Below are 26510 nucleotides of genomic sequence, written 5' to 3'. Positions count from 1 at the left end.
TAGGGGCTAGAAGCGGCCCGCCTGGAAATCGGTGACGGCCTGTTGCAGTTCCGCCTGGGTGTTCATGACGAAGGGGCCGTACCGCGCGACCGGTTCGCCGATCGGCTTGCCGGCAACGATCAGCAGGCTGGCGCCATCCGGACCGGCGACAAGGTCGAGCTGATCGCCCTTGCCCAACACGGCCAGGGCCGGTGTGGAGACTTCGGTATCGACAGCCGTCACCCGGCCACGATAAACGGCGATGAAGCCGTTCAGCTCGGCGGGCACTGCCTCAACGAGACGGGCACCAGGCTGCAGGGTGATGTCGAGCAAAAGCGGATCGATTGCCGCGCTGCGTGCCGGACCGCGAAGGCCGCTGGCCAGCTCGCCTGCCAGAACCCGGACAGAGGCGCCATCGCGTTCATCAACCGGGATTTCTTCGCGCGGAAATTCCTGATAGCCCGGATCTGTCATCTTGAGATGGCTGGGCAGGTTCACCCAAAGCTGGAATCCCCACATGCGGCCATCAGTCTGCTCAGGGATTTCCGAGTGCACGATGCCGCGTCCTGCGGTCATCCACTGGATGCCGCCGTTTTCGATGACCCCGGAGTGACCCTTGTTGTCACCATGGCGCATCTTGCCCTCGATCATGATGGTGACAGTTTCGAAACCGCGATGGGGGTGTTCCGGAAAGCCGGCGATATAGTCATCGGCATTGTCGGAGCTGAAATAGTCGAGCATCAGGAAGGGATCGAGCTGCATCAGGCTCTGATGGCCGAGCAGGCGAGTGAGCTTCACGCCGGCGCCGTCGGACGTAGGGATGCCGCGATGAACATGATCAATCGGTCGTGATTTGAGTGCGTTGGCTGTATCGGTCATACCAAGCTCCTGTCGTTTCCACACAGATAGCGCCTCGGCGCGCACAGACTATCCGGTGATCTGGAAATGTATTTATTCCAACCTGGAAGGAGTGCTGGTGTAAGTTGACCTTTGCCTGTTTCACGTCAGTGTATGCGGGCTTGGGAGGGCGAAAATGCTGATTATTCGTGGTCTGGGCGCACTGTGTGCGGCCGGCATGCTTGTATCCTGTACTGCTGAAACTCCGCCGGGTGCGGAGCTGATTGCACGCATGAATGCGTTGTGCGGCAAGGCTTTTGCAGGTGAAATCACCAGTGATGATCCACGTGATGCCGACTGGGCGTCGGAACGCCTGGTCATTCACTTCCGCGATTGTTCGCCGAGCGAGGTACGCGCGCCGTTCCATGTTGGCGATGACCACAGCCGCACATTCGTGATTACCCAGATCGATCATGGTTTGCGCTTCAAGCACGATCATCGGCATGAGGATGGTACCGAGGACGCGTTGTCCCAGTACGGTGGCGACACGCTCGAGAAACCCTATGGTCTGCGCGCCGAGTTTCCGGCCGATGATTTCTCTCGTCAGATGTTCGAGGAACAGGGCTATCTCGCCTCCATCGACAATATCTGGTCGATCGAGGTCACGGACGAGACTTTCACCTACGGGCTGGACCGCCCCAATCGACATTTTGAAGTCACGTTCGACCTGACCGAGGAAGTCGAGCTGCCGCCGCCAGCCTGGGGCAGCGAATAAGCCTGTCCGCAGGCTTGACGAGACCCCGTTTTGCGCGCTCTAAGCCGCGTCATGACACTTCGCATTGCTTTCATGGGCACGCCGGACTTCGCTGCGCGCTCTCTCGCTGAAATCGCCGCTTCCGGGCACGAGATCGCTCGCGTCTATACCCAGCCACCGCGTCGCCGTGGTCGCGGGCAGTCCGAACAGAAAACGCCGGTGCATCAGCTGGCCGAGATTCTGGGCATTCCCGTCGAGACGCCGGCCAGTTTCCGGGACCCCGAGGTGATTGCCGGTTTCCGCGCGCTGGATGTCGATGTGGCGGCCGTGGTCGCTTATGGCCAGATCCTGCCCCAGGACGCGCTGGACGCGCCGGAATATGGATGCCTGAACCTGCACGCCAGCCTGTTGCCGCGCTGGCGGGGGGCGGCGCCGATCCAGCGCGCCATTATGGCGGGGGACACAACGACCGGTGTGCAGATCCAGCAGATGGAAGCGGGCCTTGATACCGGTCCGATCCTGTTGTCCGAAGTGGTTCCCATCAAATCCGAGGATACGGCGGCGAGCCTGCATGACCGACTGATGGAGGCCGGTGCCCTGATGTGGCCACGCACGCTCTCGGCGCTGGAACGCGGTTCGCTGGAAGCGGTGCCGCAGCCCGAAGACGGCGTGACCTATGCGCACAAGATTTCCTCCGAGGTGGCGCGTATCGACTGGACCCGGCCCGCAGCGGAGCTGGCCAATCATATCCGCGGCCTCTCGCCTTTCCCGGGAGCGTGGTTCCAGCTGACCAGCGAGAAGGGTCCGGTGCGGGTGAAAGTCCTGCTGGCCGAGGCGGTTTCCGCAGAGGGTGAGGCAGGAACCGCCCTCGACGACACGCTGACTATTGCCTGTGGCGATGGCGCTGTGCGCCTGATCAAGCTGCAACGCGAGGGCAAGGGCGCGATGAAGGCCGAGGACTTCCTGCGGGGCACGTCAATCCCGGCCGGAACGGTGCTGGGCTGATGCCGCGTTACAAGCTGACGATCGAATATGATGGCGGGCCGTTTTCCGGATGGCAGCGGCAGGACAATGCCCCCTCGATCCAGGAAGCGCTCGAGAAGGCCGCCGCGCGGCTCGACCAGGCCGAAGTGACTGTCCAGGGCGCGGGACGCACCGATAGTGGTGTGCACGCGCTGGGGCAGGTCGCGCATATCGACCTCGCCAAGGACCTGGCCGAAGACAAGGTCCGTGACGCGCTCAACTATTACCTCAAACCCAACCCGATTGCGGTGCTCGACGCTGAACGGGTGGAGGATGACTTCCATGCGCGGTTCTCGGCCACCCAGCGACACTATCTCTATCGCATCATCGATCGCCGTGTACCGCTGACGCTGGATCGTGGTCAGGTCTGGCGGGTGCCGCGGGCGCTGGACGCCGACGCCATGCACCAGGCCGCGCAATTCCTGGTCGGGACACATGACTTCAACACTTTCCGCGATGCCCAGTGCCAGGCCGACAGCCCGGTCAAGTCGATCGATCGTGTCGCCGTCGCCCGTTATGGCGAGGAAGTCCAGCTGACCATCGAGGCGCGTTCCTTCCTGCATCGCCAGGTGCGCTCGATCACGGGGTCACTGGTGGAGGTCGGTGTCGGCAAGTGGACGCCGAAGGATTTCAAGTCCGCCCTGGACGCAGCTGATCGCAGCCGCTGCGGCCCGGTTGCACCACCGGATGGCCTGTATCTGACAGCAGTGGACTATCCCGGAAAGTCAGGCGCCTAGGATGCCGGCAGAAAGGCCTGGTAGACCAGAACCTGGGAGATGAAGCCAATCACCAGTGGCACCGCTGTGGCAAAGGCCGAGGTGATGGTCGGCAGACCCAGGCTGACATAGGCAATCCTCCAGTGAGCGAGAAAGCGCAGATAGCTGTAGAGAAACATCACGAAGACGAAGAAGTCCTGGCTAATCAAGCCGGCGGTGCGCATCAGCGAAACCAGGGCCAGGAACATCCACAGCCAGACGACGCCCCAATTGTGCAGGATCACCCAGGGTACGAAACGGTCTTTCACACCCAAAACCACGGCAACAATCGCTGCGGCCCCCGGGAACAAGACCCAGGAGACGCCGAACAGGATGAAGCGGTGGACCAGCGAGATCTGGCTGCCCGCATCGACGCTGCCGACATGGATGAAGATCAGGCAAATCGTGGCCGGAATGATCGCTGCGAATGAGTGCCAGAACCCTTTCATGCTGACATCAAACTCGGCCTCCCAGCCGGGTTTGAAGGTCAGCGCCTTGAGGGCGCCGTCAAGGGCGAGATAGGCCTCTGCGATCAGGCGGATCATGCAGGCGTGTCCGTGAAATAGCGATCCAGGATGCGGGTATAGATGCGGGTCAGGCTTTCAATATCACTAACAGACACGCGCTCGTCGACCTGGTGCATTGTCGCGCCGACAAGGCCGAACTCGGCAACCGGTCCGTAAAGCTGGATAAAGCGGGCGTCTGACGTGCCTCCGCCGGTTGTCAGCGAGGGGCGGCGATCTGTTTCAGCCTCGACACAATCCTGAAGCAGGGTAGTGAATTCCCCGGCCGGGGTCAGGAAGGCTTCGCCGGTGACGTGGATCCTGGCGTCGATCGAGCCGTCGAAATCGAGATCGACCAGCGCTACCTCGTCCCGGATCCAGCGGCTGAGCTCATCGCCGGTATGCTTGATGTTGAAACGGATGTTGAAATTCGCCCGTGCCTCGGCCGGGATCACATTCGTTGTCGGGTTTCCCACATCGATCGTCGTAACTTCCAGATTGGAAGGCTGGAAGGGGTGGTGGCCTTCATCCAGTGTGCGCGCGAGCAGTTTGTTGATCACCGCCATCAAGGGCGGGATCGGGTTCTCGGCACGCTCGGGATAGGCGACATGGCCCTGGCGCCCGCGCGAGATCAGGGTGCAGTTGAGACTGCCCCGGCGGCCGGACTTGATGGTCTCACCCAGCTGGTGCGGGTTGGTTGGTTCGCCCACCAGGCAGTGGTTGAACGTCTCACCTTCCTCGGCCAGGGCCTGCAGGACCTTCTTGGTTCCATTTATGGCCTGACCTTCCTCGTCACCCGTGATGAGATAGGCGATCGAGCCCCGCAATTCACCGGTTTGGAGATGGCGCGACGTCGCAGCGACCATGGCAGCCAGCGCGCCCTTCATGTCGGCGGCACCACGCCCCCACAGGACCCCGTCATCGGTCTCGGCCTCGAAAGGCGGCTTTGTCCAGGCCTCTTCGTCGCCCGGCGGTACGACGTCGGTGTGACCTGCGAACATGAAGCACGGCTCGGCCGAACCCAGGCGCGCATAGAGATTGTCGACATCCTCGAAACGATAACGCCGACAGGAAAAGCCGAGCTCTTCCAGGGCCTGTTGCATGACATCAAGCGCGCCGGCATCAACCGGGGTGATCGACGGGCGCTGGATCAGTCTTTGGGCGAGCCCGAGGGGATTGGAATGGCCTGTTTTCGTGTCCATACAACGAACATAACCGGTTTGTTCGTGCGGACCAGAATGAGGATGCAGCCATGCGCAAATTTCGTATCGCCGAGCTCGAGCAAAAGTCCGGCTCAAGCTATCCCGCGCCGTTTGACGAGCCGTGCCTGGCGCGGTCCTGGCAAGGTCTGGCTTCCGCAGGCGAGCTGACCCAGTTCGGCGTCAACCAGGTTCGTCTGAAACCGGGAGGCTGGTCCTCCCAGCGGCACTGGCACACTCATGAGGACGAGCTGGTTGTCATGCTGGAGGGCGAGGCCGTATTGGTCACTGATGACGGTGAGAGTGTGATGCGCCCGGGCGAGGCCGCAGCTTTTCCGGCAGGCGAACGCAATGGCCATCACCTGCAGAACAGGTCGGATGCGGACTGTGTCTTCCTGGCGATCGGGTCACGCAGTGACGAGGATGCCGGTGAGTACCCGGACATCGACCTGCGGGTGAGGCCCGGGCGTTACTCGAAACCGGCTGTGTTCACCAACAAGCGTGATGAACCCTATTGATCAGCTAGTGCGAACGACCATGCGTTTCGCGATAGCGTTCCATCGAGACAGAGATCTTGAATGTCTCGCGATATTTCGGTGATCCGACCGGGCGCGGCGGTTCCTGCGCTGTCAGTGCCAGGATGCGTTCCAGCGTGTCGTGCGCTGCGCCACTCTGACCGGCACCGATATAGGCGTGCAGTTCGACAAGCGCGTCGGAGAGCGGGTCCCCACCCCGGATGATGAAATAGGGTTCGTCCTTGCCCAGACGGTTCAGAACATCGTGTTCGGACGGGTTGTTTGCAGAACCGTATGGCGCTGCCGGATCAGCTGCGGCTGGCTTTTCTTTGGTCATTTCATCACTCATGGCGCGCCCCTTTGTTCAGTTGGTTTCATTCGATCAGATTCGAGCTGGATTCGATAGCGGCGCATCAGCGCAGGGCTAGGAATTCTGCACGAGCCCGCCTAGACATGCCTCATGTCACCGGGCTCGCACATCGCCATCATAGGGGGAGGCCCTGCCGGGCTTTTCGCGGCCGAAAATCTCGGTCAGCGCGGATATGGCGTCAGCGTGTTTGAACGCATGCCGACACCCGGGCGCAAATTCCTCATGGCGGGCCGCGGCGGGTTGAATCTCACCCATTCCGAACCCGATCAAGCCTTCCGAACGCGCTATCGTGAGGCGGCGGACTGGCTGGCGCCGGTCCTGGACGCCTTCTCGCCGGGGGATCTCCGGTCCTGGGCTGACGGTCTGGGCGCGGAGACATTTGTCGGATCCAGCGGCCGGGTCTTTCCGAAAGCCATGAAGGCTTCGCCGCTGTTGCGCGCCTGGCGCCAGCGGCTGGACGCGCTGGGTGTTGAATTCCATTTCCGAACGCGCTGGACGGGGTGGGATGAGCAATCATTGCGCTTCCAAAACGATGCCGGCGAAAGCGTTCAGATTCAGTGTGATGCGGTGATCCTGGCACTGGGCGGTGCGAGCTGGCCGCGGCTGGGGTCGGACGCCAGCTGGACCGGGATGCTGCAGGACAAGGGCGTGGACCTTGTCCCGTTCCAGGCATCCAATTGCGGTGTCGAGATCGGCTGGAGCGATGTCGTTCGCGAGCGTTTCGCCGGCGAGCCCCTGAAGACGATTGCCCTGAGCTGCGGCGAGGAGCGTGTGGCCGGAGAGGCGATGATTGCGGCCTACGGCCTGGAAGGCGGCGCGGTCTATGCCTTGTCTGAACCGATCCGCAATGCGCTGCGGCTAGGCGCGTGTGAGCTGCGACTGGATCTGCGGCCCAACCAGACTGCCGATCAGCTGGCCGCGAAACTGGAACGGGCGCGCAAGGGGCAATCCCTGTCGACTGTCCTGCGCAAGACTTTGGGCCTGGCACCCCAGGCCGCAGCCCTGGTGCGCGAGACCGGTGAGGTTCCGCGTGAGCCGAAGGCCCTGGCAGCGCACATCAAGTCCATCCCGCTGGACGTGATAGCCCAGCGCGGTCTCGACCGCGCCATTTCCTCGGCAGGTGGCATTTCCCGCTCGGCAGTGGATGAACAGCTGATGCTGAAAGCCATCCCCGGGACGTTTGTTGCCGGGGAAATGCTGGACTGGGATGCGCCGACGGGGGGCTACCTGCTACAGGCCACCTTTGCGACGGGGCTGGCCGCCGCGAAAGGTGCCGAGACCTGGCTTAGCGCAAAAGGTCGTTGATCGAGGTCTTTGACCGCGTCTGAGCGTCCACGCGCTTGACGATGACCGCGCAAGCCAGTGACGGGCCGCCCCTGGGATCGGGCAGCGTGCCCGGCACGACAACGGAATAGGCCGGAACCTCGCCTCGGGTGATCTCTCCGGTTTCGCGATCGACGATCTTGGTCGACTGGCCCAGGAAGACACCCATCGAGATGACCGCGCCCTCGCGCACGATGACACCTTCGGCGACCTCGGAACGGGCACCGATGAAGACATCATCCTCGATGATGACAGGACCGGCCTGCAACGGCTCCAGAACGCCGCCGATACCAACACCGCCGGAGATGTGAACCCGCTTGCCGATCTGCGCACAGGAACCGACCGTGGCCCAGGTGTCGACCATCGTGCCCTCATCGACATAGGCGCCGAGATTGACATAGGACGGCATCAGGACAGCGCCCGGCGCGATGAAGGAACCCCGGCGCACGGCACAGGGCGGTACGGCACGGAAGCCGGCAGCCTTGAACTCTTCCTCGCCCCACCCCTCAAACTTGGACGGGACCTTGTCCCACCACTTGCCGGCCGCGATACCGCCATCCACCAGCCCCATCGGGTTGAGGCGGAAGCCGAGCAGAACGGCCTTCTTGAGCCATTGATGCACGACCCAGTCGCCATTGCCTTGCTTCGACGCCACGCGGCCCTTGCCGCTGTCGAGAAGGTCTATCGCGGTTTCAACCGCATCCCGGATCTCGCCGGTCGTCTCGGTGGAGACGCTGTCGCGATCATCCCAGGCCTGGTCGATAATGGTCTGCAGCTCGGTGCTCATGGCTTACTCGGTCTTGCTTTGCGCCGTTTTTATCTCGCCCAGGAAGGTGGGCAGGCAGTCGACGGCGTAGTGGACGTGGTCGGGGTGTTCGCCCGGCGCGGCGCTTTCCTCGTCACGCGGGCCTTCCTTGGCCCGAACGAGCACGGTCGTAAAGCCCATATCGTGCGCGGTCTTCAGATTGCGCACACTATCCTCGAACATGATGCTTTCCGGCACCGGCAGGGCATAGCGGTCGGCAAAGAGGTCGAAACCCTCGCGATGGGGTTTGGGCACGAATCCTGACGCGGCGACGTCGAAAATGTCGTCAAACAGGTCGGCAATACCCAGGCGCGCCATGATGTTCTCGGCATGACCCACAGAGCCGTTGGTATAGACGAGGCGTTTTCCGGGCAGGGCCTTGATGCGGGCCGCTAGTTGTGGGTCCGGTGTGATCACCGAGGCATCGATATCGTGCACGAAATCGAGGAATTCATGCATGTCGACCGTGTGGTTGGACATCAAGCCATTCAAGGTCGTTCCGTAGTCGCGCCAATAGGTCTTCTGGACCTCGCGCGCCCTGTCGTGTGGCAGGTCCAGCAGGCGCGCGACATATTCGGTCATGCGCCGGTCGACTTGCGACATCACGGCGGCGTCGGATGGGTAGAGCGTATTGTCCAGGTCAAAGACCCAGTGGGTGATATGTGTCAGGTCCGGCTGATCACTGGTCACGCCTGATGCCTCCGAAATCATCGTCCGAGACAGATATACGCACGCCACCGTCTTCCGGTTCAGGGATCACCCGGAAACGGGCTTCCGCGTAACCCCGCTGGGCGCAGTTCTCGCGACCTTCGGAGACAAAACGGGCCGGGGCCAGGCAGAAGACCTGGGTGCCGTCCTCGATTGGCGTACGTTCGCCGGTATTGATCCGTTCCGCGTAATAATAGGCGTTTGCGGTGTCCAGGTGGCTGGCCAACATGCGGGCGCACTCGCCTGAATGCAGCCGCCACCAACCGCGCGATTGCCAGACATCCGCGAGGCGGTGGCCGATGACCGCGGAGATATCGCCGATCGTATTGTTGCAGAGGATGACACCCGACGTCGCATTGCGCTCCAGTGCATAGGCTTCCAGCTCGTCGATCAGGCGGGAGGCGGCCGGCCGGCTGCCCAGCTCGCGGTCCGACAGGAAAGTGCTGACAGCACGGCGGGTGCCGCGGCCCTCATAACCGTCCACGGAGGAGATCGCATAGCCGGCGGATTCCAGCAGGCGCTGGATGCCAGCGGTCTCGGCGCGCCGTCCAAAATTGTCCGGCTCCACCAGCACGGTACGGGCGCGGTTATCGCCTTCACGGATCATGAAATCGCGAGAGGCCAGACCCAGGGCCGCGCAGCGTGTATTGGCGACGACGTCAAAATCCGCCTCGTCCACACACAGCGGAACCCCGCCTCGCCATTCGCGGACGCCGCCCAGATAAGCCGAGCTGGTCTTGGCGTAATAGAAAATCGGTGTGTCGGTCTCCAGGCTGACTTCCTGGGCCGTGGCGACACATTCACCCGGACGAATGCGCTGCCAGCCCTGGATGGAAACGCCGCCCTCGACCGGCCAGCCCGTGGCAAGCTGGATGACATAGCTCGTTTCGTTGCACAGCTCGGCGGCCTCGGCGCGCTGGGCCGAGAACAGGGTCGTCAGAACGGCTAGAAATACAACACTGAGAGACTGGGCAGGCTTCATCAGGATTATCCGATGCGGGAAAGTTCGGCGATTTCAGCACGCATCATATCAAGCCCGTCTTTCTTGGAGCTTGACGTCGCCAGAACTCGCGGAAAGGCAGCCGGGCGCTTGATGACGGCGTCCAGGGTTTCCTGGGTCACACGTTTGACCGCTGGCGGTTTGATCTTGTCGGTCTTGGTCAGCACGATCTGATAGCTCACGGCGGCTTCGTCGAAGACATCCATGATCGCAAGATCGACATTTTTAAGGCCATGCCGGCTGTCGATGAGCAGATAGACACGCTTGAGATTGACCCGGCCGCGCAGGAAGTCGCGAGTCAGGCGGGTCCATTTGTCGACCACATCCTTGGGCGCCTTGGCATAGCCATAACCCGGCAGGTCGACGATGCGCACATTGCTTTCTTCGATATTGAAGAAGTTGAGCTCACGCGTACGGCCCGGCTCCCCGGACGCCCGGGCGAGGCCTTTCTGATTGGTCAGGGCGTTGATCAGTGAGGACTTGCCGACATTGGAGCGGCCTGCAAACGCGATCTCGATGCGATCGGGCTCGGGCAATTGTCCCAGGCTGACGGCGCCCATGACAAACGTCGTCGGCCGGCCGAAAAGTTTCCGGCCGGCCGTGAGGTCGAGTTCGTCTTCAGCCGACAAGGTCAGCTTCCCTCTTTCGCCTTGCCCATCAGGCGAGCGATCAGCTTGTCCAGCTGGGTCTCGTTCCCGTGGCGGCGCATGATGATGTATTGCTGCACAACAGACAGGAAGTTGTTCCATGCCCAGTAGATCACCAGACCGGCGGCAAACGGCGCCAGGATGAAGGTGAAGACGATTGGCAGGAAGGCAAAGATCTTGGCCTGCATCGGATCCGGCGGCGGCGGGTTCAGTGCCTGCTGCGCGGCCATGGTCAGGCCCATGATGATCGGCCAGGCACCCAGGCCCAGCACAAAGCTGAGAACCGGAATGGACAGCGGGTCATAGGGCAGGAGACCGAACAGGTTGCCGATCATCAGCGGATCACGTGCAGACATGTCCTGGATCCAGCCGAAGAAGGGGGCGTGACGCATTTCCAGCGCGTTGAACAGGGTCTGGTAGAGCGCGAAGAAGATCGGGATCTGAGGCAGGATCGGCAGACAGCCGGCCAGCGGGTTGATCTTCTCCTTGCGGAACAGCTCCATCATCGCCTGCTGCTGCTTTTGCTGGTCAGCGGCATAACGTTCGCGGATTTCCTGCTGCTTGGGCTGGATCAGCTTCATCTTGGCCATGGACGCATAGGCGCGATTGGCCAGCGGGAACATGATCAGCTTGATCAGCAGCGTCAGGGCCAGGATGGCCAGACCGAAATGACCGGTCACGCCCTCCAGCAGGTGCAGGATCCACACGAACGGGCGCACCAGGAACCACAGCCAACCCCAGTTATAGGCCCGGTCGAAGCCGACAACGCCGACCTCGTCCTCGACATAATGCAGAACGTCGAGTTCCTTTGCGCCGGCAAAGATATAGCCGACAGAGGTCAGGCTGGAGCCCGGCTCGAGCAGCTGGGCGCGTTCGCGATAGGTCGTGTCAAAGGTCGGAATGCCATTGCGCTCGACCGTGCGGAAATTGGCGGTGAAATTGCTGTCCAGGCTCGGGATCGCCGCAGCCAGCCAGTAGCGGGTCGTGATGCCGACCCAGCCGCCCTGGCCGCTTTCCTCAAGTTCTGCACCGTCTTCAAGGCTGGAATATTTCTCGCGCTCCATCGCACCGTCGACGACAGCGATAGCGCCTTCGAACACAGCCATGTTCGGCTCGAGATCTTCCGGAATGCCCTGCTGGCGAACTAGGCCGTAACGCTGGAGTTCGACTTCGGCATCGGAGGTGTTGCTGACCTGGTCGGTGATTGTGAACAGGTAATTGTCATTGATCTCGATCGTACGCTGGATTTCAAGGCCGCTCCCTGTCGTGAAGGCCAGGACCACCGGGGTTTCCGGCGTCAGTTCGCTGCCACTGCGCAGGGTCCAGCGGCTGTCATGGACCGGCAGGTCGTTGAAGCCGGGCGTACGGGAGAGCCAGCTGTCGCGCGCATAAAAGGCACCGGATGTACCGATCGGATTGAGCAGGGAGATCAGCTCGTCGCTGTCGACCTCTACAGTATGATTTCGCAGCTGAAGATCGTCGAACAGGACACCGTCCAGCGAGATGGAGCCGGTCACAGAGGGTGCATTGATGGTGATGCGCTCGACGCTGCTGAGGGCTTCGTCGCGATCAATCAGGCGCGTCGTCGCGGCGATTTCGCCATCCGCCCCCGGCGGCAGGTCCGAGGCCTCTTCCTGCAGCGCTAGCTCGGCTTCGCGCTGGAGTTCCAGCTCGGCACGGCGTTCAGCCTGTTGCGGACCAAAGAAGAAGACCTGGAACACCATCAGGATGGCCAGGATCAGACCCGTTGCCACCAGGAAATTGCGATTGTCGTCGCCCATAATACTTCAGCCCCTCAGGCTTCTTTGTTCGTCTCGCTCGTGCGCTCGCTCCGGGCGAGGCGCTTCAGCGCTGTTTCTACATCATCGACCAGCTTGGACCAGTCCCTTTCGGGCGTGGCCGCACGCGCGATGAATACATAGTCAAAGCCGGGCTGTCCGTGGAGGGGGAGTAGCAGCCGGGCCGTCTCCCTCAAACGCCTTTTGGCGCGATTGCGGATAACGGCATTGCCGACTTTTTTGGTGGCGGTAAATCCGACGCCACAATGTAAAGAGCCGTCCCGACGGCGGGCCTGAATGACCACACCGGCGCGGACGGCTTTTTCGCCTTTGGCAACGTACAAGAATTCGCGCCGCTTTTTCAGCCGCTTAACGGCCGATGGCGTCGCGCTCATCGTGCTTAGGCAGACAGGCGCTTACGGCCCTTGGTCCGACGACGAGCCAGAATCTGGCGGCCGGACTTCGTGGCCATGCGCGCACGGAAACCGTGCCGGCGCTTGCGGACGAGCTTGGACGGTTGGAATGTGCGTTTCACGGTGGCGCTCCATCGCGTAGAAAATCAGAGCGGCGGCTAATACGCGTGGGTAGAGGGCACGTCAAGTCTAGACGCCGCAAAAGACGCATGCGATGGCAGGGGAAATACAGCCATGCGTCTCGGGTGCCCTATCATGTCTCTCAAACAATTGGGAAGTCGGCTCAAACAGGGCATCTCCATGCGGGGCGCCATTTTGTTGCTGATCCTCGTCCTGCTGGCCCTGGCCTTCATCAACGGGGTAACGCCTCAGGGGCTTGCCCAGCTCTTGCAGGACAATCGCGAGGCGCTGAACAACTGGGTGTCGGACCACCCCCTCTTTGCAGCTTTTGCGTATGCCATTTTCTACATGGTGATGGTGTCGGTCTCACTGCCCGGAGCACTCTGGTTCACTATTGGTGCAGGATATCTGCTAGGAGCAACCATGGCGATTCCCGTCTCCCTGTTCGGGGTGACCGTCGGGGCGACCAACATCTTCCTGGTTGCGCGTTACGTCGCCGGCGAGCGATTCCATGAGCGGTTCGAGGGCCGGATCGGGCGGTTCGCCGATGGTTTCCGCCGCAATGACTTCACCTACATGATCCTGCTGCGCATGACCCCGACACCCTTCTTTGTGATCAATGTCGCTGCAGCCCTGCTGGGCGCGCGGCTTAAGAGTTATGTCCTGGGCACGTTGATCGGGGCAATCGCGCCAACGATTCTCTATGCGAATCTCGGTGCAGGGCTGGGTGAGCTTGTCGATGCCGGTCTGTCACCGGGTTGGAATGATCTGTTGCGTCCAAGCTTCCTGGTTGTGGTGGCCATGGCCCTGGTGCTGGCCATCTTTCCCTTTTTGCGCCAGCGCTGGCAAAACACTCGCCGATAGAGTTACCTGCCGCGCAAATCATTCTAGGCTGCGGCAAAACCTGACCTGATCCATGCAATCCGATCCGCAACAGTCCCCCGGCAGATCCGCCCTGCCGCGTCGTGTGCTCGACGCGGGTGCCGGGGTGTTGGCGCGGTTCCAGCTGAACCTTCCCGGACAATTGCTGGCGCTGATCATCGGCCTGGTCGTGACCGCTCTGGTCCTGGTCTATTTCCCCGCCGCTGCGGCCTATCGCCTGCAATGGATGCAGGACCGCGCCGAGGCCGCGCATCTCGCCGCGCTCGCAGCCGACGTGGCGGAGGATTCCGGCGCCCTGGGCGAACGCACCGTCGAGGAATTGCTGGAAGGCGCCGGCGCCGTGGCCGTGTCTCGGGTGCGTGACGGCATCAACGAGCTCATCCTCTATGGCGGCCCCATCAATGCGGACATGGTCACCAGCGACCTGCGCGAGGCCAGCTGGTGGGATCATCTGCGCGAGACGGTCGATACGCTCTATGCCGAGGACGGGCGTATGTTGCGTATCCGGGCCCAACCGCAAAGCCGTCCGACCGAGACGATTGACGTCATCCTGTCCGAACAGCCTCTGAAGGAGGCGCTCAACGCCTTTTCCAGGCAATTGCTGACCGGATCCATCCTGATCGCCCTGGGAGTTGGTCTGGTGATCTATCTGGCCATGTTCTTCCTGTTTGTGCGGCCGATGCGCCGTCTGGCCGGATCCATGCTGCGTTTCCGCTCTGCCCCGGAGGACGCGTCCCGCGTCATTTCGCCGTCCGCGGGGCGCAATGAGATTGCCCGAGCTGAACAGGAACTGGCGGCGATGCAGGAAGAGATCCGCCAGGCCCTTCATCAGCGCGAACGCCTGGCCGCCCTGGGCGAGGCCGTCGCCAAGATCAATCACGACCTGCGCAATGTCCTGACCAGTGCCCAGCTGGTGACCGACCGCCTGGCCATGGAGAAGGATGAGCGCATCCAGAAAATGGCCAGCCGTCTCGTGCGTTCCGTTGATCGTGGTATCCGCCTGTGCGAGGCGACGCTGGAATTCGGCCGTGCCGAGGAAGCGCCGTCTGCCCGCAGCAGTGTTGTCATGGCCGAGCTGATCGAGGACGCGTTCGACAATGCCCGGCTCGCCGATGGCGAGGTGGACTGGTATCTCGATATTGACCGCGCCCTCCGCCTGGATGTGGATCAGGACCAGACCCACCGCATTTTCTTCAACCTGTTCCGCAATGCGATCCAGGCGATGACTGCGGCCGAGGGTGAGACGCGTCTCTCCGTCACCGTGGAAGAGGACGGACATTGTGCCCACTTCTGGGTGCGCGACACCGGGCCGGGCCTGCCGCCCAAGGCACGGGACAATCTGTTCAAGGCTTTTACCGGCTCGACCCGCAAGGGCGGGTCAGGTCTGGGCCTGGCGATTGCCCGCGAACTCGCCCGGGCCCATGGCGGCGACCTCGTCCTCATCAAGAGTGACGAGAACGGGACAGTGTTTGCGGTCATGCTGCCGCTGAAAACCGACTAGGGCTCCCCCACAACACCTTCACGGCGCGGGTCTGCGCCACCGATCAGCGTGCCGTCTTCCAGGCGCCGCACGATATGGATGCCGGAATTCTCGCCACGATTGGCGTCCAGCTCGAAGCCGAGATCCTGCAGGCCCGCGAGGATTTCGATATCCATGCCGTTCTCGATCCGCACGACATCTCCGCGCGCAACGATATTGGGCAGTTCAATCGCTTCCTGCGGGGTCAGGCCCCAGTCGAGCATCGCCACAAGCGTCTTGGCCGTATAGGCGATAATGGAGGAGCCACCGGGCGAACCAGTGGCCAGGACGAACTCCCCGTTTTCATCGAAGACGATGGTGGGGGACATGGAAGAGCGCGGGCGCTTGCCGCCGTCCGGTGCGTTTGGGATCAGCCGGCCTTCGGCGTCCACCGGCGTTCGCGAGAAATCGGTCAGCTGGTTGTTGAGCAGGAAGCCGCCGGCCATGCGATGGCTGCCAAACCCGCCTTCAACCGTGGTGGTCATCGAGACGACATCGCCGTCACTGTCGACAACGACAAAATGGCTCGTTCCCGGCGCGTCAGGCGTCGCGTCGGCTCCGGGCGCCTCAATGCCGGCCGGAATGCCCGGCGTCGATGTCTCGATGGCCGTTTCGCGATCCATCAGCGCGGCGCGGGCGGTGATGTAATCATCCGCCAGCAGACCCTCGACCGGCACGGTGACAAAGTCCGCGTCGGCGACATAGGCATCGCGATCAGCATAGGCGAGGCGACTGGCCTCGATGAAACGGCGCCAGCCTTCCAGCGTGTCCGGCCCGGTGGCGGACATGTCATATCCTTCCAGCAGGCCCATGATCTCGTTGACGGTCACACCGCCCGATGCCGGCGGCGGCGCGCCACAGATGGTGTACTGGCGATAGGGACGACAGATCGGGCTGCGCACGACCGGCTCATAGGCCGCCAGATCGGCCAGGGTCAGGTCTCCGGGCAGCGGCTCCGCTCGCACGGCGTCAACAATCGCCTCGGCGATCGGCCCTTCGTGCAGGGCGCGCGGGTTCTCTGCGAGGGCGCGAACCGTCGCCGCATAGTCCGGGTTCTGCAGCAGGTGACCCACTGGCAGCGGCTCACCCGCCTCGGTGTAGAAATAGGCGCGGGTGGCCGGCCATTCGTCCAGTGGCGTGCGCTGGCCGTAACGACCGATCAGGGAGTTGAGGCGCGGCGAGACTTCAAAGCCTTCACGGGCCAGGCGTTCCGCGTGTGTGAAGCCGTCCGCCCAGTCCAGGGCGCCATGATCCTCGTGCGCCCTTGCCAGGGCCGGGATCGCGCCCGGCGAACCGATTGACCGGCCCGAGAACACAGCCTGGAAAAAGCCCAGCGGCTGGCCGTTTTCGTCCAGGAAAAGGTCCGGACCCGCAGAGGCCGGCGCCATCTCGCGGCCGTCATAGACGGTGACATCGCCGCTCTCGGCGTCGAAATACAGGATGAAGGCGCCACCACCCAGGCCGGAGCTCTGTGGCTCGACCAGGCCCAGCACGGTCTGCACGGCGATCGCGGCGTCAATGGCATCACCACCCGCGCGCAGGGCTTCCAGGCCCGCTTCAACCGCATGTGGGTTGGCTGCAGATACCATGGCGGGACCGCTCAACGCGGCTTCTTCCTGCGGGGTCTCGCTTGATCCACAGGCGGCCAGAAATCCGGCCAGGGAGAAAATCGCGGTGGACAGCAAAAAGCGCTTCATGGAATTTGTCCTCTACTCGCCGACCCGTCCGGAGCCGGTGTCCAACAGTTAAGAGGCCTTTGATGGCATTGCCAGTGAAAAACAACACCATCACCGACGTGCCGGGGATAAAGGTCGGTCAAAGCGAGGATGAACGGTCACGCACCGGTGTCACGGTCATCCTGCCCGATGAACGCGCCGTGTGTGCGGTGGATGTTCGCGGTGGTGGCCCGGGCACGCGCGAGACTGACGCGCTGGCTGCGCACACCCTGGTGGATGCCGTTGATGCGGTCGTGCTTTCCGGCGGTTCGTCCTATGGCCTGGCGGCGGTGGATGGTGTCGCAGCGGTGCTTGGTGCGCGGGGGCAGGGGTTCGGGCTTGTCGAGCGTCCAGGCGTGCCCAAATCTCCCGTCGTGCCCGGCGCGATTCTCTATGATCTCGCCAATGGCGGTGACAAGGACTGGGGCGAGGAACCGCCCTATCGTGATCTGGGCAAGCAAGCCCTCGCCAATGTCTCCACGGAGGTATCGGTCGGTCGTTTCGGAGCCGGTTATGGCGCTATGGCAGGATCTCGCCAGGGCGGGATCGGATCCGCCAGCATCACCAGCCGGGACGGTTTCACCTTGGGTGCGATCGTTGGCGTCAATTCCTTTGGCTCGGTGATGATGCCCGGCACAGACGTGTTCTGGGCCTGGCCCTGGGAGATGGAGGGCGAGTTCGGTGGTCAGCGTCCGCCGGCCGGCTGGTCTGCAGAGCCGGAAGACTGGGGGGATGCCAAGCTCAATCCGGGGGCCCGTGAGAACACCACGATTGCTTGCATCGCGACGGATGCCGCTCTGGCCCCGGCCCAGGCCCAGCGTCTTGCCATCATGGCCCAGGACGGTTTCGCCCGCGCCATCCGCCCCGTTCACACCCCGTTTGACGGTGATGTCGTGTTTGCCCTGTGCACCGGCCGCAAGCCCCTGGGCGATGCTGCCGAGCTCACGCTGGCGCGCCTCGGAAGCCTGGCTGCGGACTGCCTGGCACGCGCCATTGCCCGCGGTGTCTTCGAGGCCAGCAAGGCCTGAACACCCGTAACTGCACCCGGGCTGCACTTGCACTGTTTTTTGCGCGAAAGCCCCCTTGCCAAGTCCAGGGCCCGAAGCTAGGTTCCGCGCCTCTTCGGGGACTTGCCCTGAAGACACGGCCTGCACCGGTAGCTCAGCTGGATAGAGCACCAGACTACGAATCTGGGGGTCGGGGGTTCGAATCCTCCCCGGTGCGCCATTTTTTCCGCTTCAATAATGCCAAACGATTGACCGCATAATTGCGGGTGTTCGCGCGTGTCAGCCGCCTGACAGGTTCGACGAGATTTTTTGGGCGACCTTGAAAAACGTGATGAGCTCTTGCTTGTCAACGTCCTGCGTTGCCCGGTCATAGAGGCGCGCTTCAGCCGCATGGACGCGGGAGAATATGGTCCTGGCCTTCGCGGTCAGCATAGCCAGCTTGCTGCGTCCGTCCTGAGGATTGGGTTTCAGGGCAATCAACCCGTTAGCGGAGAGTTCCTGCAACAGGCGTGTAACATGGCCACGGTCGCGATTGATGGTGCCGGCGACCGCCAGTGGCGTTGCCGTCTCCTCCTCGTACAGGAAGCGTAAGATTCTCATGTTGATGAGCGGGATATCCAACCCGTCCAGCTCCGGGCTGCCTTCGAGTTGCGTACCGAGATCGATGGACAGTTTGAAGACGACGTCTGTGAGCTTTTGTTGTTCCATTTCTGCATCCTAACAGAAATTAGTTGCGCTGCGCAAATAGTTGTGCGAGATAGCTGCGCAGCGCAACTAAATTGAGGTGGTGAAAATGAGCAAGCAAGAGGTTTTCAAAGGGTCTGTCATTGCAGGTCTGGTGTTCATGGTCTTGATGGCGGCGGTGCTGATCGTCTGGCGGCGGATGCTCTGGGGCGATGTTTATCTCGAAGAGGGGTTTTTCGGTTTTACCGAGCCATCGCGTTTCCTGTTGGTGGCGGGGCTTGGGACCTATTTTCTTATCGGGGCCTTTTTCGCCATGCTGTATGGGCATATCCGCGCCGTCGCCGGCCAGGTCTCCACGCTTCGCATCGCCGTGATGTTCGCGGTGATCTACTGGGTTTCTGCCAACCTGGGCTATATCGGCCGTGTTCCGCTGGAAAATCCGGGTCTGTTCCTGCTTTTGGAAGGCGTAAGCGATGCCGTGGTGTTTGCACTGTTCGCCCTGGTTCTGAAGATGGTGTTCAACTCTCAGCCAGTCGATGCCTTGTCTGACGCCTAGCGTTAAGCCGGCACAGATTTACCGCCCAAGCCTGATCAAGCAGGCGGGCGGTTGAGCTGGGAAATGCGTTGTTTGATTCATACGATCCAAAGGCTGCGAAAAACGGTTCCGGGACCTGATGTTCGTCGCATGACGAATTCGCTCTAAATTATTCATGCGCCTGATATTCCAATAAGCATGATTGACATCGACTTGGTGTTCGGGCGGAATGATAACGTTATCATAATGGTCTTTGCCGGGGAGGAAGTGATCGTGTTGAAACTTCGTATGGGATTGTTTGCCGCACTCATCGCGCTGCTTGTTGGAGCGGGGTTGAGTGTAACCACGAGCTCCGAGGCGTCAGCCATGCAGGCATTGAACGACACGATGTCGGTGCGCTGGGACGTTGAAGGTGGAAGCATTCGTCGCAGCATCGTTGCGTCCGAGACGGCTCCTGGGGGCGCTGCTCTTGAAGTCCGGATGCGTCGCCGCCTCGAAGAAGTCTGGCGTTCACGTGTGACAGTGCCGCTGGTGCGCGACATCAATGCCGGCGATATCGTGGAGTTGCGTGTCTGGGTCCGGGCCGAGACGCCGATCCGGGGCATGGACACCGGTAATATCGATCTCCAGCTGGTGCGTACCAGTGAACCCTATGACAACATCTTCAGCGAAAACATCCGGCCGACCGAAGAAGGGCAGTATTACACGGTCCGCGGAACGGCGACCGCGGATTTTGCTGCAGATGATGTCGTGTTCGGCGCCAATATGGGCTACGGTCGCCAGACCATCCACTTCGGTCCGATTTTCATCAACCGGGTCGGGACCGCAGAATAGGCTGCGCGGACGGCCTCGCTGGATCCGCAGAAAATAGCACTCGTGCAGCGGGAAAGCCGCGATATGCTCGGAGCGTCATGATTCCGGCGCAATCTGCGGCGTATACGGCGCCTGGAAGAGCCTGAATTGGCTCGTTGAGGCTAGACCCGGTTGCGACGTCTGATTTTCATCCCACTTGCCTGTTTGCTGGCAGGACTGTGTTCATCGCAAGCCACTGCGCAAGAGTTAGCACAGTTCTGCTGTGTCGATGACCCGGAGCTGTCAGCCGGTCTCGAACGGGCGATTTCCCTGGACATGCCCGATGACACTGCGCCCTGGCAGCGTGCCCGAACAGCGTCGGAGCGCGCGCGGCGCTATTTGCGTGCACAGGGGTATTTCGCGGCGACCGTCGTGCCGGCACTCGGCGCGGCCCAGAACCCGGTTCTGCGTATCGAGACTGGCGACCGTTTCACTTACGGAACCATCAGTGTGGATGTGGGGGCGGATGTGCAAGCGCGGGAGCGTGTTCGCGAAGCGCTGACCCTCGAGCCGGGTGAGGCCTATGATGCCGGCCTCTTGCTGTCGGTTGAGCTGGCTGCCCTGGAGCGTCTTCGCGCGTCGGGTTGGCCGGAAGCGAGCCTGGGGGAACGCGCAATCACGGTGGACCACGCGCGGCAAGAGGTCGATGTGGTCTTGCGCTACCTGCCGGGAATATATTCGCGCCTCGGTGAAATTCGACTGCACAGTGAGGCTTGGAATGCGGATTTCATTTTGGGCTTGTCGCCGCTCGAGGATGCTGCGGCGGTGTCGGCTGACGGGTTGCGGACCTATCGCAACCGGCTGCTCTCCTTGCAGAGTGTCTCCGCTGTCCAGCTATCGCTCGGTGAACCGGATGGAGAGGGGCCGCGTGAGCTTGGCATCACCCTGGAACACGCGCCGCGCCATGTGGCTGAGGTCGCGCTGAGCTATTCCACCAGTGATGGCGGTGGCGCGACCGCCTCACTCAACCGACGCAATCTGCTGGGCGAAGACCAGTTGTTCACCTTCCAGGCGCAACTCCAGACCCTCAGCCAGGGGGTCGAGGCCTCGCTGAGTTTCCCGCACTGGCGGCGCTACGGGCGGACATTGCTGTTGTCGGCAGGGCTGCAGTCGGAAGAAACCGATGCCTATGACCAGCAGGAACTGACCGCCGGTTTCAATCTGAGCCGGGCCCTGCGCGAGCAGCTGCAATACGCGGTTGGTGCCGAGCTGGACTTTTCCCGGGTCACAAACCCTGAAGGTGTCAGTGATGCCATCTCGGTCCAGGCCGGGCTGGTACTCACGCTGGATGCGCGCGATGATCCACTCGAACCGACCCGCGGATACCGGGCGCGTGGCGAGATGGTACCGACAGCAACATTCGGCGATACCAATGGCCAGTACGTGCGCCTGGAAGCCAGTGGCAGCGCCTATTGGCGGGCGAGCGAGAGCTGGGTCGTGGCCGCGCGCGGTCGTATCGGCTCGCTGGTCGGGGCGCCGATCGATGATATCCCCGCAGACCAGCGCTTCTATGCCGGTGGCGGCGGATCCGTGCGCGGTTTTGACTATCAGGGGCTGGGACCTCAGACGGCTGAAGGCCTGCCATCAGGAGGGCTGTCCGTTGCCGAAGCTGGGCTGGAGCTGCGCTGGCGCGATACCTCGCGCTGGGGCGGGGTTGTCTTCGTTGAGGCCGGCACATCGGGTGATGATCTGTTGCCGGCAGTTGATGACATGCGTGCGGCCTTTGGCGTTGGTGCGCGCTATTATCTGGACTTTGCTCCCGTGCGAATTGACCTTGCGACACCACTGGACCGGCGTGATGGCGAGACGCCTGTTCACCTCTATATCAGCATCGGGCAGGCCTTCTGATGCAGGCAATCCGAGATCTGTCGAAAAACCGCTGGCTACGCCGGGGGGCAATGGCTCTGGGTGGCGTTCTGCTCGCAGGGCTCGTCTCGCTCGGCCTGCTCACCCAGGTGCCAGGGCGCGCCCTTGTGAGGGCGGTGCTGGATGGCCGCGAGATGGGTGAGCTGGGACGACTCGAGGTCGAGGGCGTTCGTGGCAATGTACTCGCCCGGTTCAAGATCGACCGGCTGACGCTCAGCGATGTGGGCGGTGAGTGGCTGGTCCTGGAGAATGTACGTGGTGACTGGGACAGTCTGAGTGCACTGTTTCGACCGCTGATCATCGAGGAGATCACGGCAGCTCATGTCAGCGTATTGCGGCGCCCGCAACGCTCCTCGCAGGCGGCGGCGGGTGCATCGAGCGGTGGTTTGCCGGATTTGGATCTGCGCAATGCGGTGCTGGAAAACCTGGTGATCGCGCCCGGCGTTGCCGGGCCGGGCGGCCGTTATGCGGTGCGGGGCCAGGCCCGGCTGGTCAATGGCGACGTTGTGGCACTCGACTTTTCCGGGCAGGGGCTGAGCGATCGTGAGGACCACATCGCGCTGGCGCTTCACCGCGACGCGGCTGGCCTGCAAGGTACAATTCGCATGGACGTGCCTGGCGGCAGTCCGATAGCGCATATGATGCGGCTTCCCGGCCGCGCAGTCAGTGTCCGCGCCGACCTTACCGGAGAGTTCGAGGCGGGGCGTGGTGCGTTCAGTGTGGAGGCGGATGAAGTCGGACTGGCGTCCGGTGCACTGGACTGGACGGAGACTGTCTGGTCGTCTGACACGTCGATCAATCTCGCCCGATGGCCGATTCTGGGGGCTGCGACGGGCGAGGCTCTGCAGTTGGTTCAGCTGACCGCGGACGGGACGCTCGGTGAGCTGGACCTGACGCGTGCGACGCTCCTCGCTGACGGCCTGGAGGCTAGTGCTCTGCGTGAGGGCGAGGGGTGGCGGTTGTCGGCGCGTGTGGACGGCGAGGTGGCAGCGGAATTTCTTCCACCTGAGTTGAGACTGGCCAGTGCCGGTTTTGAAGGCCGCGTGGAACGTCGACCGCGGGCGCAGTTCACGGGCGAGATGACCCTGTCCGGGCTGGAGCACACCCAGGCTGTGATTTCTGACCTTTCCGGGCCCGTAGAGCTTTCGCGCGATGACGGTGAATTTCGCTTGGAGAGCAGACTGGCGGCGTCGGGGCTGGTGCTGGCCGAGCCTGTTCTGGCGGGGCTGATTGGTGATGAATTGCAGATCGAGCTGCAGGCGCAATCGAGTGGAAACACCTATCGGCTGGATCGTCTGCTGTTGGAAACAAACGCTGCTCAGATCACGGCGAATGGCGCCTACGAAGACGGGCAAACCCGGTTTTCCGCGCTGTTGGAATTGCCGGATGCAGGCCGGCTGTATCAGGACCTCTCCGGTTCGCTCTCGGCAAACATAACCGGTGAAAGCTCCGAGATGTTCACCATTCAGATTGCCGCGGACCAGGTGGTCTGGCCAGAGGCCAGTTTAGGCTTTCTGGATGGATTGACGGCCGGAGCGCAGCTTAGACGAGAGGCTGAAGTCTGGTGGTTGGACAATGGAGAGCTGAACGGGCGGGCCGTCGACCTCGACATCTCCGCCCAACTCGGTGCGAGCGGGGATTGGTCAGTGGCACTGGCCGGAGCCGCTGGCCTTGCGAACCTGGCCGGCCCGATAGGTGGTTCAGGCGTTCTTGCGTTGAACCTGGAAGCCGGGAGCGATGCGGGACAGATCAGTCTCGACGCCGGTCTTGCTGCGAGCGAGATCCGGATTGGCGAGACCCGGTTAGCCGGGCCGGAACTGGTCATCCAGTCGTCGCTGGATGATGAAGGCGCTGTGCTGGCGCGATGGGGCCTGCGTGGGCAATTGTCCGATCAGGCGCTGGAGCTTTCCGGCACGGCCGACCTGAATGCCAGCGGCGCTGCGCTGAATCTGACCGACGGGCGCTGGGGCGCGATCACGGCTTCCGGGCGCGGTGAGCTTCAGGGCGAGGCTCTAGCCATCCAGCTGGTCGCCAGCGACGTCGGTCGGTTTGATGCCACGCTGGATTATACCGGCCAGACTGCGGACCTGTTTGCCGGGCAGATGGAAGCGCGTCTTGAAACCCCGGCTCGCCTGATCCCGGGCGGAAGTCTGTCCGCAGCGGAAATCACCCTCTCGGGACCGTTGCAGGCCATGACGCTGAATAGCGAGCTGTCCGGTCAGCTGGGAACGGATTTCGTGCTGGATCTGCCCGGAGAATTGTCGCTCACGCCTGAAGGACTTGCTGGTCGCCTGTCACTTGCCGGTGTCTGGGGTGAGGCGGCTATCCGTACGGAAACGCCGATCCGCTTGCTGGCGGGCCCGCTGCAGGCGCGCGGACGCGTTCTGATGGGTGCCGGCGTCTTGGATCTGGTCCTGTCGCCACAGCAAATTGACGTCGTGGCGAGTGAAATTCCAGCCGACCTCGTGGGCTATACGCGGGGGCTTCCTGACTTGTCGGGCGAAGTGGCAGCGCGCCTGCAGCTGGTCAATGCGGACGGTCACTGGCAGGGCGATGGCGAGCTGAGCATACGTGATCTGACTTCGCGTCATGATGATACAGCGCCGGTTCTGCAAGTGGGCGCAGAGCTGGAGATCGATGGCCGCAACCGTCTCGATCTGCAAGTCGAGGGCGATGCCCTTGTGGTCAGGATCCTGGCGGAGGAAGCCGAGGGGGCGCTTGGCGGTGAAATCGCGGTTCATGGCGAGATCGCGCCGCTGGCCCGGCTGCTGTTACCCGCGACAGCGGATCTTTCAGGACAGGTTGAGGCCTCACTGGAGCTTGGCGGGCGTGTCGAGGTCCCGACGGTGAACGGGCATGCGTCGCTGCATCGCGGCCGGGTGTTGTCTGGGACGTATGGCTCGAGTTTTGCCGATATCGAGATTGTCACGGAATTTGCCGGCGACCGGCTGCGGGTCGAGACCCTGGAGATGAGCGATGGTGCTCACGGGCGGGCCAGTGGACAGGGCGAGTTTCGCCTGGATGCGGAGACCGGCTATCGCGGAGAGGCAAGGCTGGAAATGACGCGGATGCGTCTGCTTTCGCTGCCGGATCTGGACATGACATTGAGTGGTCAGACGCTTGTGAGCGCAGACGCGACCGGTTGGCTGGTGTCAGGCCAGTCGAGAATCGACGAGCTTCATGTGACGCCCGGTAATGACACCGCAGAGGCCATCCCCAATCCCGTCGTCACCGAGATCAATCTGCCAGACGGTCGTGCGCGCAGTGATTATGTTGGCCCCGAAGTCCGACTGGACTATCGCGTGACGTCGGAGGAAGGCGTGCGGGTCGCTGGCACTGGCTTCGACAGCGAGTGGAGTGTTGAGCTGGTTCTGAGCGGACGTCTCTCCCGACCGCGTGTCTCCGGGAACGCGACCCTCAAGGGCGGTGAGGCCTACCTGTTGTCCCGGCCTTTTGACCTGACCCGGGGGCAGGTCAATCTGGATGGGCGCTTGACCACCGCCCGGGTTGAGATCGACGCGCGTCATCAACGTTCCGACCTGACGGTGGAAGCACGTATCGCAGGCAGTGTAGATGCGCCTGAACTGATGCTTTCCAGTACGCCGCAATTGCCGCAGGACGAGATCCTGTCTCGCCTGTTGTTCGGGCGGGACGCGACAGAACTGTCTGCCTTCGAAACCGCGCAGATCGCGGCACAATTGTCCGGATATTCCATGTTCAACATGATCAACGAGCTGCGCGACCGGGCCGGTGTTGACCGTTTGCGGATCACCTCCAATGCGGATGGCACGATTGCCGTGACCGGGGGGCACCAGATCAGTGATGACGTGTATCTGGAGGTGGAGACCGTCGGTCTTTCCGCACTGGCGACGACCCGTGTCGAGTGGTCACTGACGCCAGATCTCAGCCTGCTTTCACGTATCAGCGATGATACAGACGCGTCTGTCTCCCTGCGCTGGCGGCGGGAGTTCGATTAGTCCTCTGCCCACATGCGCAACAGGTTGGAGCGGGTCTTGGACAGCGTGTCGAAAATGGCTGATTTGCCGTCTTTTTCGTAGATCGCGCGACTGGTGAGTTCCAGATCGAACAGGATTTCGCGCTGATCAGCCCGGCGTACCAGGCTGCGGATCCAGCCGACCACGGCGAGGCGTTCGCCGCCCGTCACTGTGGCTACACGGTGCAGGGCCCCGGTGGGATAGATCACGGCATCGCCGGGCCCCAGCTTGATGGCGCTTTCGCCGCCCATATCCTCGATGACCAGCTCGCCGCCTTCATAACTGTCCGGTGCGGACAGGAAGAGGGTGAAGGAGAGGTCGGTGCGTCGCCCCCCCATCAACGCATCATCGACATGAGTGCCGTATTCCATGCCTGGCGTGTAACGCGAAACCAGCATGCGCGTGATCGCCCTGGGCTGGGCGAAGGGTCGGTAGAGCGGGTGTTTCTCGAGAGCCTTGCGAACAACCGAACGGACCGTATCGATCTCGGCGCCGCTGGCGAGTTGTTCGTTGTCCTTGACCTGGCGTGCGGCATAACCCGCCGTGGCCTTGCCGTCCTGGAAATTATCCTGGCGGGTGATCAGGTCACGCAGGGTGGTGACTTCAGCTTCGGTGCAGACTTTTTCCAACTGCAAGAGCATTTTGTGTCCTGAGAATAATTGTCAGTTTCACGGCAAGCCGATATGACGTTTTAACAGAAGAGTTCGCGACGTCGATCAGTGAAAG

At 62.3% G+C, this 26510-nt stretch carries 26 protein-coding genes and 1 tRNA gene; 13 read left to right on the top strand and 14 right to left on the bottom strand.

Features of this window, described 5'->3' with window-relative positions; translation table 11 throughout:
- Nucleotides 1-6: 6 nt before the first annotated feature.
- Complete coding sequence (locus SIC17_RS06070; protein WP_412546693.1) at nt 7-858, bottom strand: pirin family protein; 852 nt, start codon at nt 856-858, stop codon at nt 7-9.
- 154 nt (nt 859-1012) lie between these two features.
- Here SIC17_RS06070 and SIC17_RS06065 point away from each other — a divergent pair, with 154 nt between their 5' ends.
- From SIC17_RS06065 to truA, 3 genes are read left to right on the top strand one after another with little or no spacing between them, the layout of a single operon-like run.
- Nucleotides 1013-1591, top strand: a complete 579-nt coding sequence (locus tag SIC17_RS06065; protein ID WP_291895086.1) for a hypothetical protein — start codon at nt 1013-1015, stop codon at nt 1589-1591.
- A gap of 51 nt (nt 1592-1642) precedes the next feature.
- Nucleotides 1643-2575, top strand: coding sequence for a methionyl-tRNA formyltransferase (gene fmt / locus SIC17_RS06060; RefSeq protein ID WP_412546692.1), 933 nt, complete (start codon nt 1643-1645; stop codon nt 2573-2575).
- Nucleotides 2575-3330: a tRNA pseudouridine(38-40) synthase TruA gene (gene truA / locus SIC17_RS06055; protein WP_412546691.1), complete on the top strand. Its 756-nt coding sequence runs from the start codon at nt 2575-2577 to the stop codon at nt 3328-3330. The genes fmt and truA overlap by 1 nt, the downstream gene beginning before the upstream one ends.
- On the opposite strand, the gene SIC17_RS06050 is transcribed toward truA, so the two are convergent.
- Together SIC17_RS06050 and dapE are read right to left on the bottom strand one after the other, a co-directional pair.
- Nucleotides 3327-3893, bottom strand: coding sequence for a hypothetical protein (locus tag SIC17_RS06050; protein ID WP_412546690.1), 567 nt, complete (start codon nt 3891-3893; stop codon nt 3327-3329). The two genes, truA and SIC17_RS06050, sit on opposite strands and share 4 nt — an antisense overlap.
- Nucleotides 3890-5053, bottom strand: coding sequence for a succinyl-diaminopimelate desuccinylase (gene dapE / locus SIC17_RS06045; protein ID WP_291895078.1), 1164 nt, complete (start codon nt 5051-5053; stop codon nt 3890-3892). The genes SIC17_RS06050 and dapE overlap by 4 nt, the downstream gene beginning before the upstream one ends.
- 50 nt (nt 5054-5103) lie before the next feature.
- Here dapE and SIC17_RS06040 point away from each other — a divergent pair, with 50 nt between their 5' ends.
- Complete coding sequence (locus tag SIC17_RS06040) at nt 5104-5568, top strand: cupin domain-containing protein (RefSeq protein WP_291895076.1); 465 nt, start codon at nt 5104-5106, stop codon at nt 5566-5568.
- 4 nt (nt 5569-5572) lie between these two features.
- On the opposite strand, the gene SIC17_RS06035 is transcribed toward SIC17_RS06040, so the two are convergent.
- The gene (locus SIC17_RS06035; protein ID WP_291895074.1) at nt 5573-5914 is read right to left on the bottom strand and encodes an aspartate decarboxylase; all 342 of its coding nucleotides are present in this window, start codon (nt 5912-5914) and stop codon (nt 5573-5575) included.
- A gap of 111 nt (nt 5915-6025) precedes the next feature.
- Here SIC17_RS06035 and SIC17_RS06030 point away from each other — a divergent pair, with 111 nt between their 5' ends.
- Nucleotides 6026-7240, top strand: a complete 1215-nt coding sequence (locus SIC17_RS06030) for an NAD(P)/FAD-dependent oxidoreductase (RefSeq protein WP_412546689.1) — start codon at nt 6026-6028, stop codon at nt 7238-7240.
- Here SIC17_RS06030 and dapD read toward each other — a convergent pair.
- The 7 genes from dapD to rpmH form a co-directional block, all read right to left on the bottom strand.
- Nucleotides 7221-8045 carry a 2,3,4,5-tetrahydropyridine-2,6-dicarboxylate N-succinyltransferase gene (gene dapD / locus SIC17_RS06025; RefSeq protein ID WP_412546688.1) on the bottom strand — a complete coding sequence of 275 codons (825 nt, stop codon included), beginning with the start codon at nt 8043-8045 and terminating at the stop codon, nt 7221-7223. The genes SIC17_RS06030 and dapD overlap by 20 nt on opposite strands.
- A 3-nt stretch (nt 8046-8048) precedes the next feature.
- Nucleotides 8049-8753: a pyrimidine 5'-nucleotidase gene (locus SIC17_RS06020; protein ID WP_412546687.1), complete on the bottom strand. Its 705-nt coding sequence runs from the start codon at nt 8751-8753 to the stop codon at nt 8049-8051.
- Nucleotides 8743-9753, bottom strand: coding sequence for a DUF1036 domain-containing protein (locus tag SIC17_RS06015; RefSeq protein ID WP_291895067.1), 1011 nt, complete (start codon nt 9751-9753; stop codon nt 8743-8745). Before SIC17_RS06015 ends, SIC17_RS06020 begins: the two co-directional genes overlap by 11 nt.
- A gap of 5 nt (nt 9754-9758) precedes the next feature.
- Nucleotides 9759-10331 carry a ribosome biogenesis GTP-binding protein YihA/YsxC gene (yihA, locus tag SIC17_RS06010; protein WP_366940097.1) on the bottom strand — a complete coding sequence of 191 codons (573 nt, stop codon included), beginning with the start codon at nt 10329-10331 and terminating at the stop codon, nt 9759-9761.
- Between the two features lie 71 nt (nt 10332-10402).
- A complete protein-coding gene (gene yidC / locus SIC17_RS06005) occupies nt 10403-12199 on the bottom strand; it encodes a membrane protein insertase YidC (RefSeq protein ID WP_291895063.1) in 1797 nt (598 codons plus the stop codon).
- A 14-nt stretch (nt 12200-12213) separates the two neighbouring features.
- Nucleotides 12214-12591 carry a ribonuclease P protein component gene (gene rnpA, locus SIC17_RS06000; RefSeq protein ID WP_291895061.1) on the bottom strand — a complete coding sequence of 126 codons (378 nt, stop codon included), beginning with the start codon at nt 12589-12591 and terminating at the stop codon, nt 12214-12216.
- Nucleotides 12592-12596: 5 nt separating this feature from the next.
- A complete protein-coding gene (gene rpmH, locus SIC17_RS05995) occupies nt 12597-12731 on the bottom strand; it encodes a 50S ribosomal protein L34 (RefSeq protein ID WP_291895059.1) in 135 nt (44 codons plus the stop codon).
- Between the two features lie 133 nt (nt 12732-12864).
- Here rpmH and SIC17_RS05990 point away from each other — a divergent pair, with 133 nt between their 5' ends.
- Together SIC17_RS05990 and SIC17_RS05985 are read left to right on the top strand one after the other, a co-directional pair.
- Nucleotides 12865-13593, top strand: coding sequence for a TVP38/TMEM64 family protein (locus tag SIC17_RS05990; protein ID WP_412546686.1), 729 nt, complete (start codon nt 12865-12867; stop codon nt 13591-13593).
- A 52-nt stretch (nt 13594-13645) separates the two neighbouring features.
- Nucleotides 13646-15112: a sensor histidine kinase gene (locus SIC17_RS05985; protein ID WP_412546685.1), complete on the top strand. Its 1467-nt coding sequence runs from the start codon at nt 13646-13648 to the stop codon at nt 15110-15112.
- Here the strand turns inward: SIC17_RS05985 and ggt are convergent.
- Nucleotides 15109-16827 carry a gamma-glutamyltransferase gene (gene ggt, locus SIC17_RS05980; protein ID WP_291895053.1) on the bottom strand — a complete coding sequence of 573 codons (1719 nt, stop codon included), beginning with the start codon at nt 16825-16827 and terminating at the stop codon, nt 15109-15111. The genes SIC17_RS05985 and ggt overlap by 4 nt on opposite strands.
- Nucleotides 16828-16889: 62 nt before the next feature.
- On the opposite strand from ggt, the gene SIC17_RS05975 reads away from it, so the two are divergent.
- The gene (locus SIC17_RS05975; RefSeq protein WP_291895050.1) at nt 16890-17873 is read left to right on the top strand and encodes a P1 family peptidase; all 984 of its coding nucleotides are present in this window, start codon (nt 16890-16892) and stop codon (nt 17871-17873) included.
- Between the two features lie 122 nt (nt 17874-17995).
- Nucleotides 17996-18072, top strand: a tRNA-Arg gene (locus tag SIC17_RS05970).
- Between the two features lie 59 nt (nt 18073-18131).
- On the opposite strand, the gene SIC17_RS05965 is transcribed toward SIC17_RS05970, so the two are convergent.
- Nucleotides 18132-18560, bottom strand: coding sequence for a MarR family winged helix-turn-helix transcriptional regulator (locus SIC17_RS05965; protein WP_412546684.1), 429 nt, complete (start codon nt 18558-18560; stop codon nt 18132-18134).
- Between the two features lie 85 nt (nt 18561-18645).
- Here SIC17_RS05965 and SIC17_RS05960 point away from each other — a divergent pair, with 85 nt between their 5' ends.
- From SIC17_RS05960 to SIC17_RS05945, 4 genes are all read left to right on the top strand, one after another.
- Nucleotides 18646-19092 (top strand): hypothetical protein, encoded by a 447-nt coding sequence (locus tag SIC17_RS05960; protein WP_291895046.1) that lies wholly within the window; start codon nt 18646-18648, stop codon nt 19090-19092.
- Between the two features lie 252 nt (nt 19093-19344).
- Nucleotides 19345-19905: a hypothetical protein gene (locus SIC17_RS05955; RefSeq protein ID WP_291895043.1), complete on the top strand. Its 561-nt coding sequence runs from the start codon at nt 19345-19347 to the stop codon at nt 19903-19905.
- Between the two features lie 294 nt (nt 19906-20199).
- Nucleotides 20200-21771 (top strand): autotransporter assembly complex protein TamA, encoded by a 1572-nt coding sequence (locus SIC17_RS05950; protein ID WP_412546683.1) that lies wholly within the window; start codon nt 20200-20202, stop codon nt 21769-21771.
- Entirely contained in the window at nt 21771-25766 is a 3996-nt protein-coding gene (locus SIC17_RS05945; RefSeq protein ID WP_412546682.1) for a translocation/assembly module TamB domain-containing protein, read from the top strand. Before SIC17_RS05950 ends, SIC17_RS05945 begins: the two co-directional genes overlap by 1 nt.
- On the opposite strand, the gene SIC17_RS05940 is transcribed toward SIC17_RS05945, so the two are convergent.
- Nucleotides 25763-26425 carry a Fe2+-dependent dioxygenase gene (locus SIC17_RS05940; protein ID WP_412546681.1) on the bottom strand — a complete coding sequence of 221 codons (663 nt, stop codon included), beginning with the start codon at nt 26423-26425 and terminating at the stop codon, nt 25763-25765. The genes SIC17_RS05945 and SIC17_RS05940 overlap by 4 nt on opposite strands.
- Nucleotides 26426-26510 lie beyond the last annotated feature (85 nt).

This window comes from Maricaulis sp. MIT060901 (genome assembly GCF_047123815.1).
Lineage (GTDB): Bacteria > Pseudomonadota > Alphaproteobacteria > Caulobacterales > Maricaulaceae > Maricaulis.
Note: the sequence above shows the minus strand (reverse complement) of the source record. Positions and strands in the feature narration are given on the sequence as shown.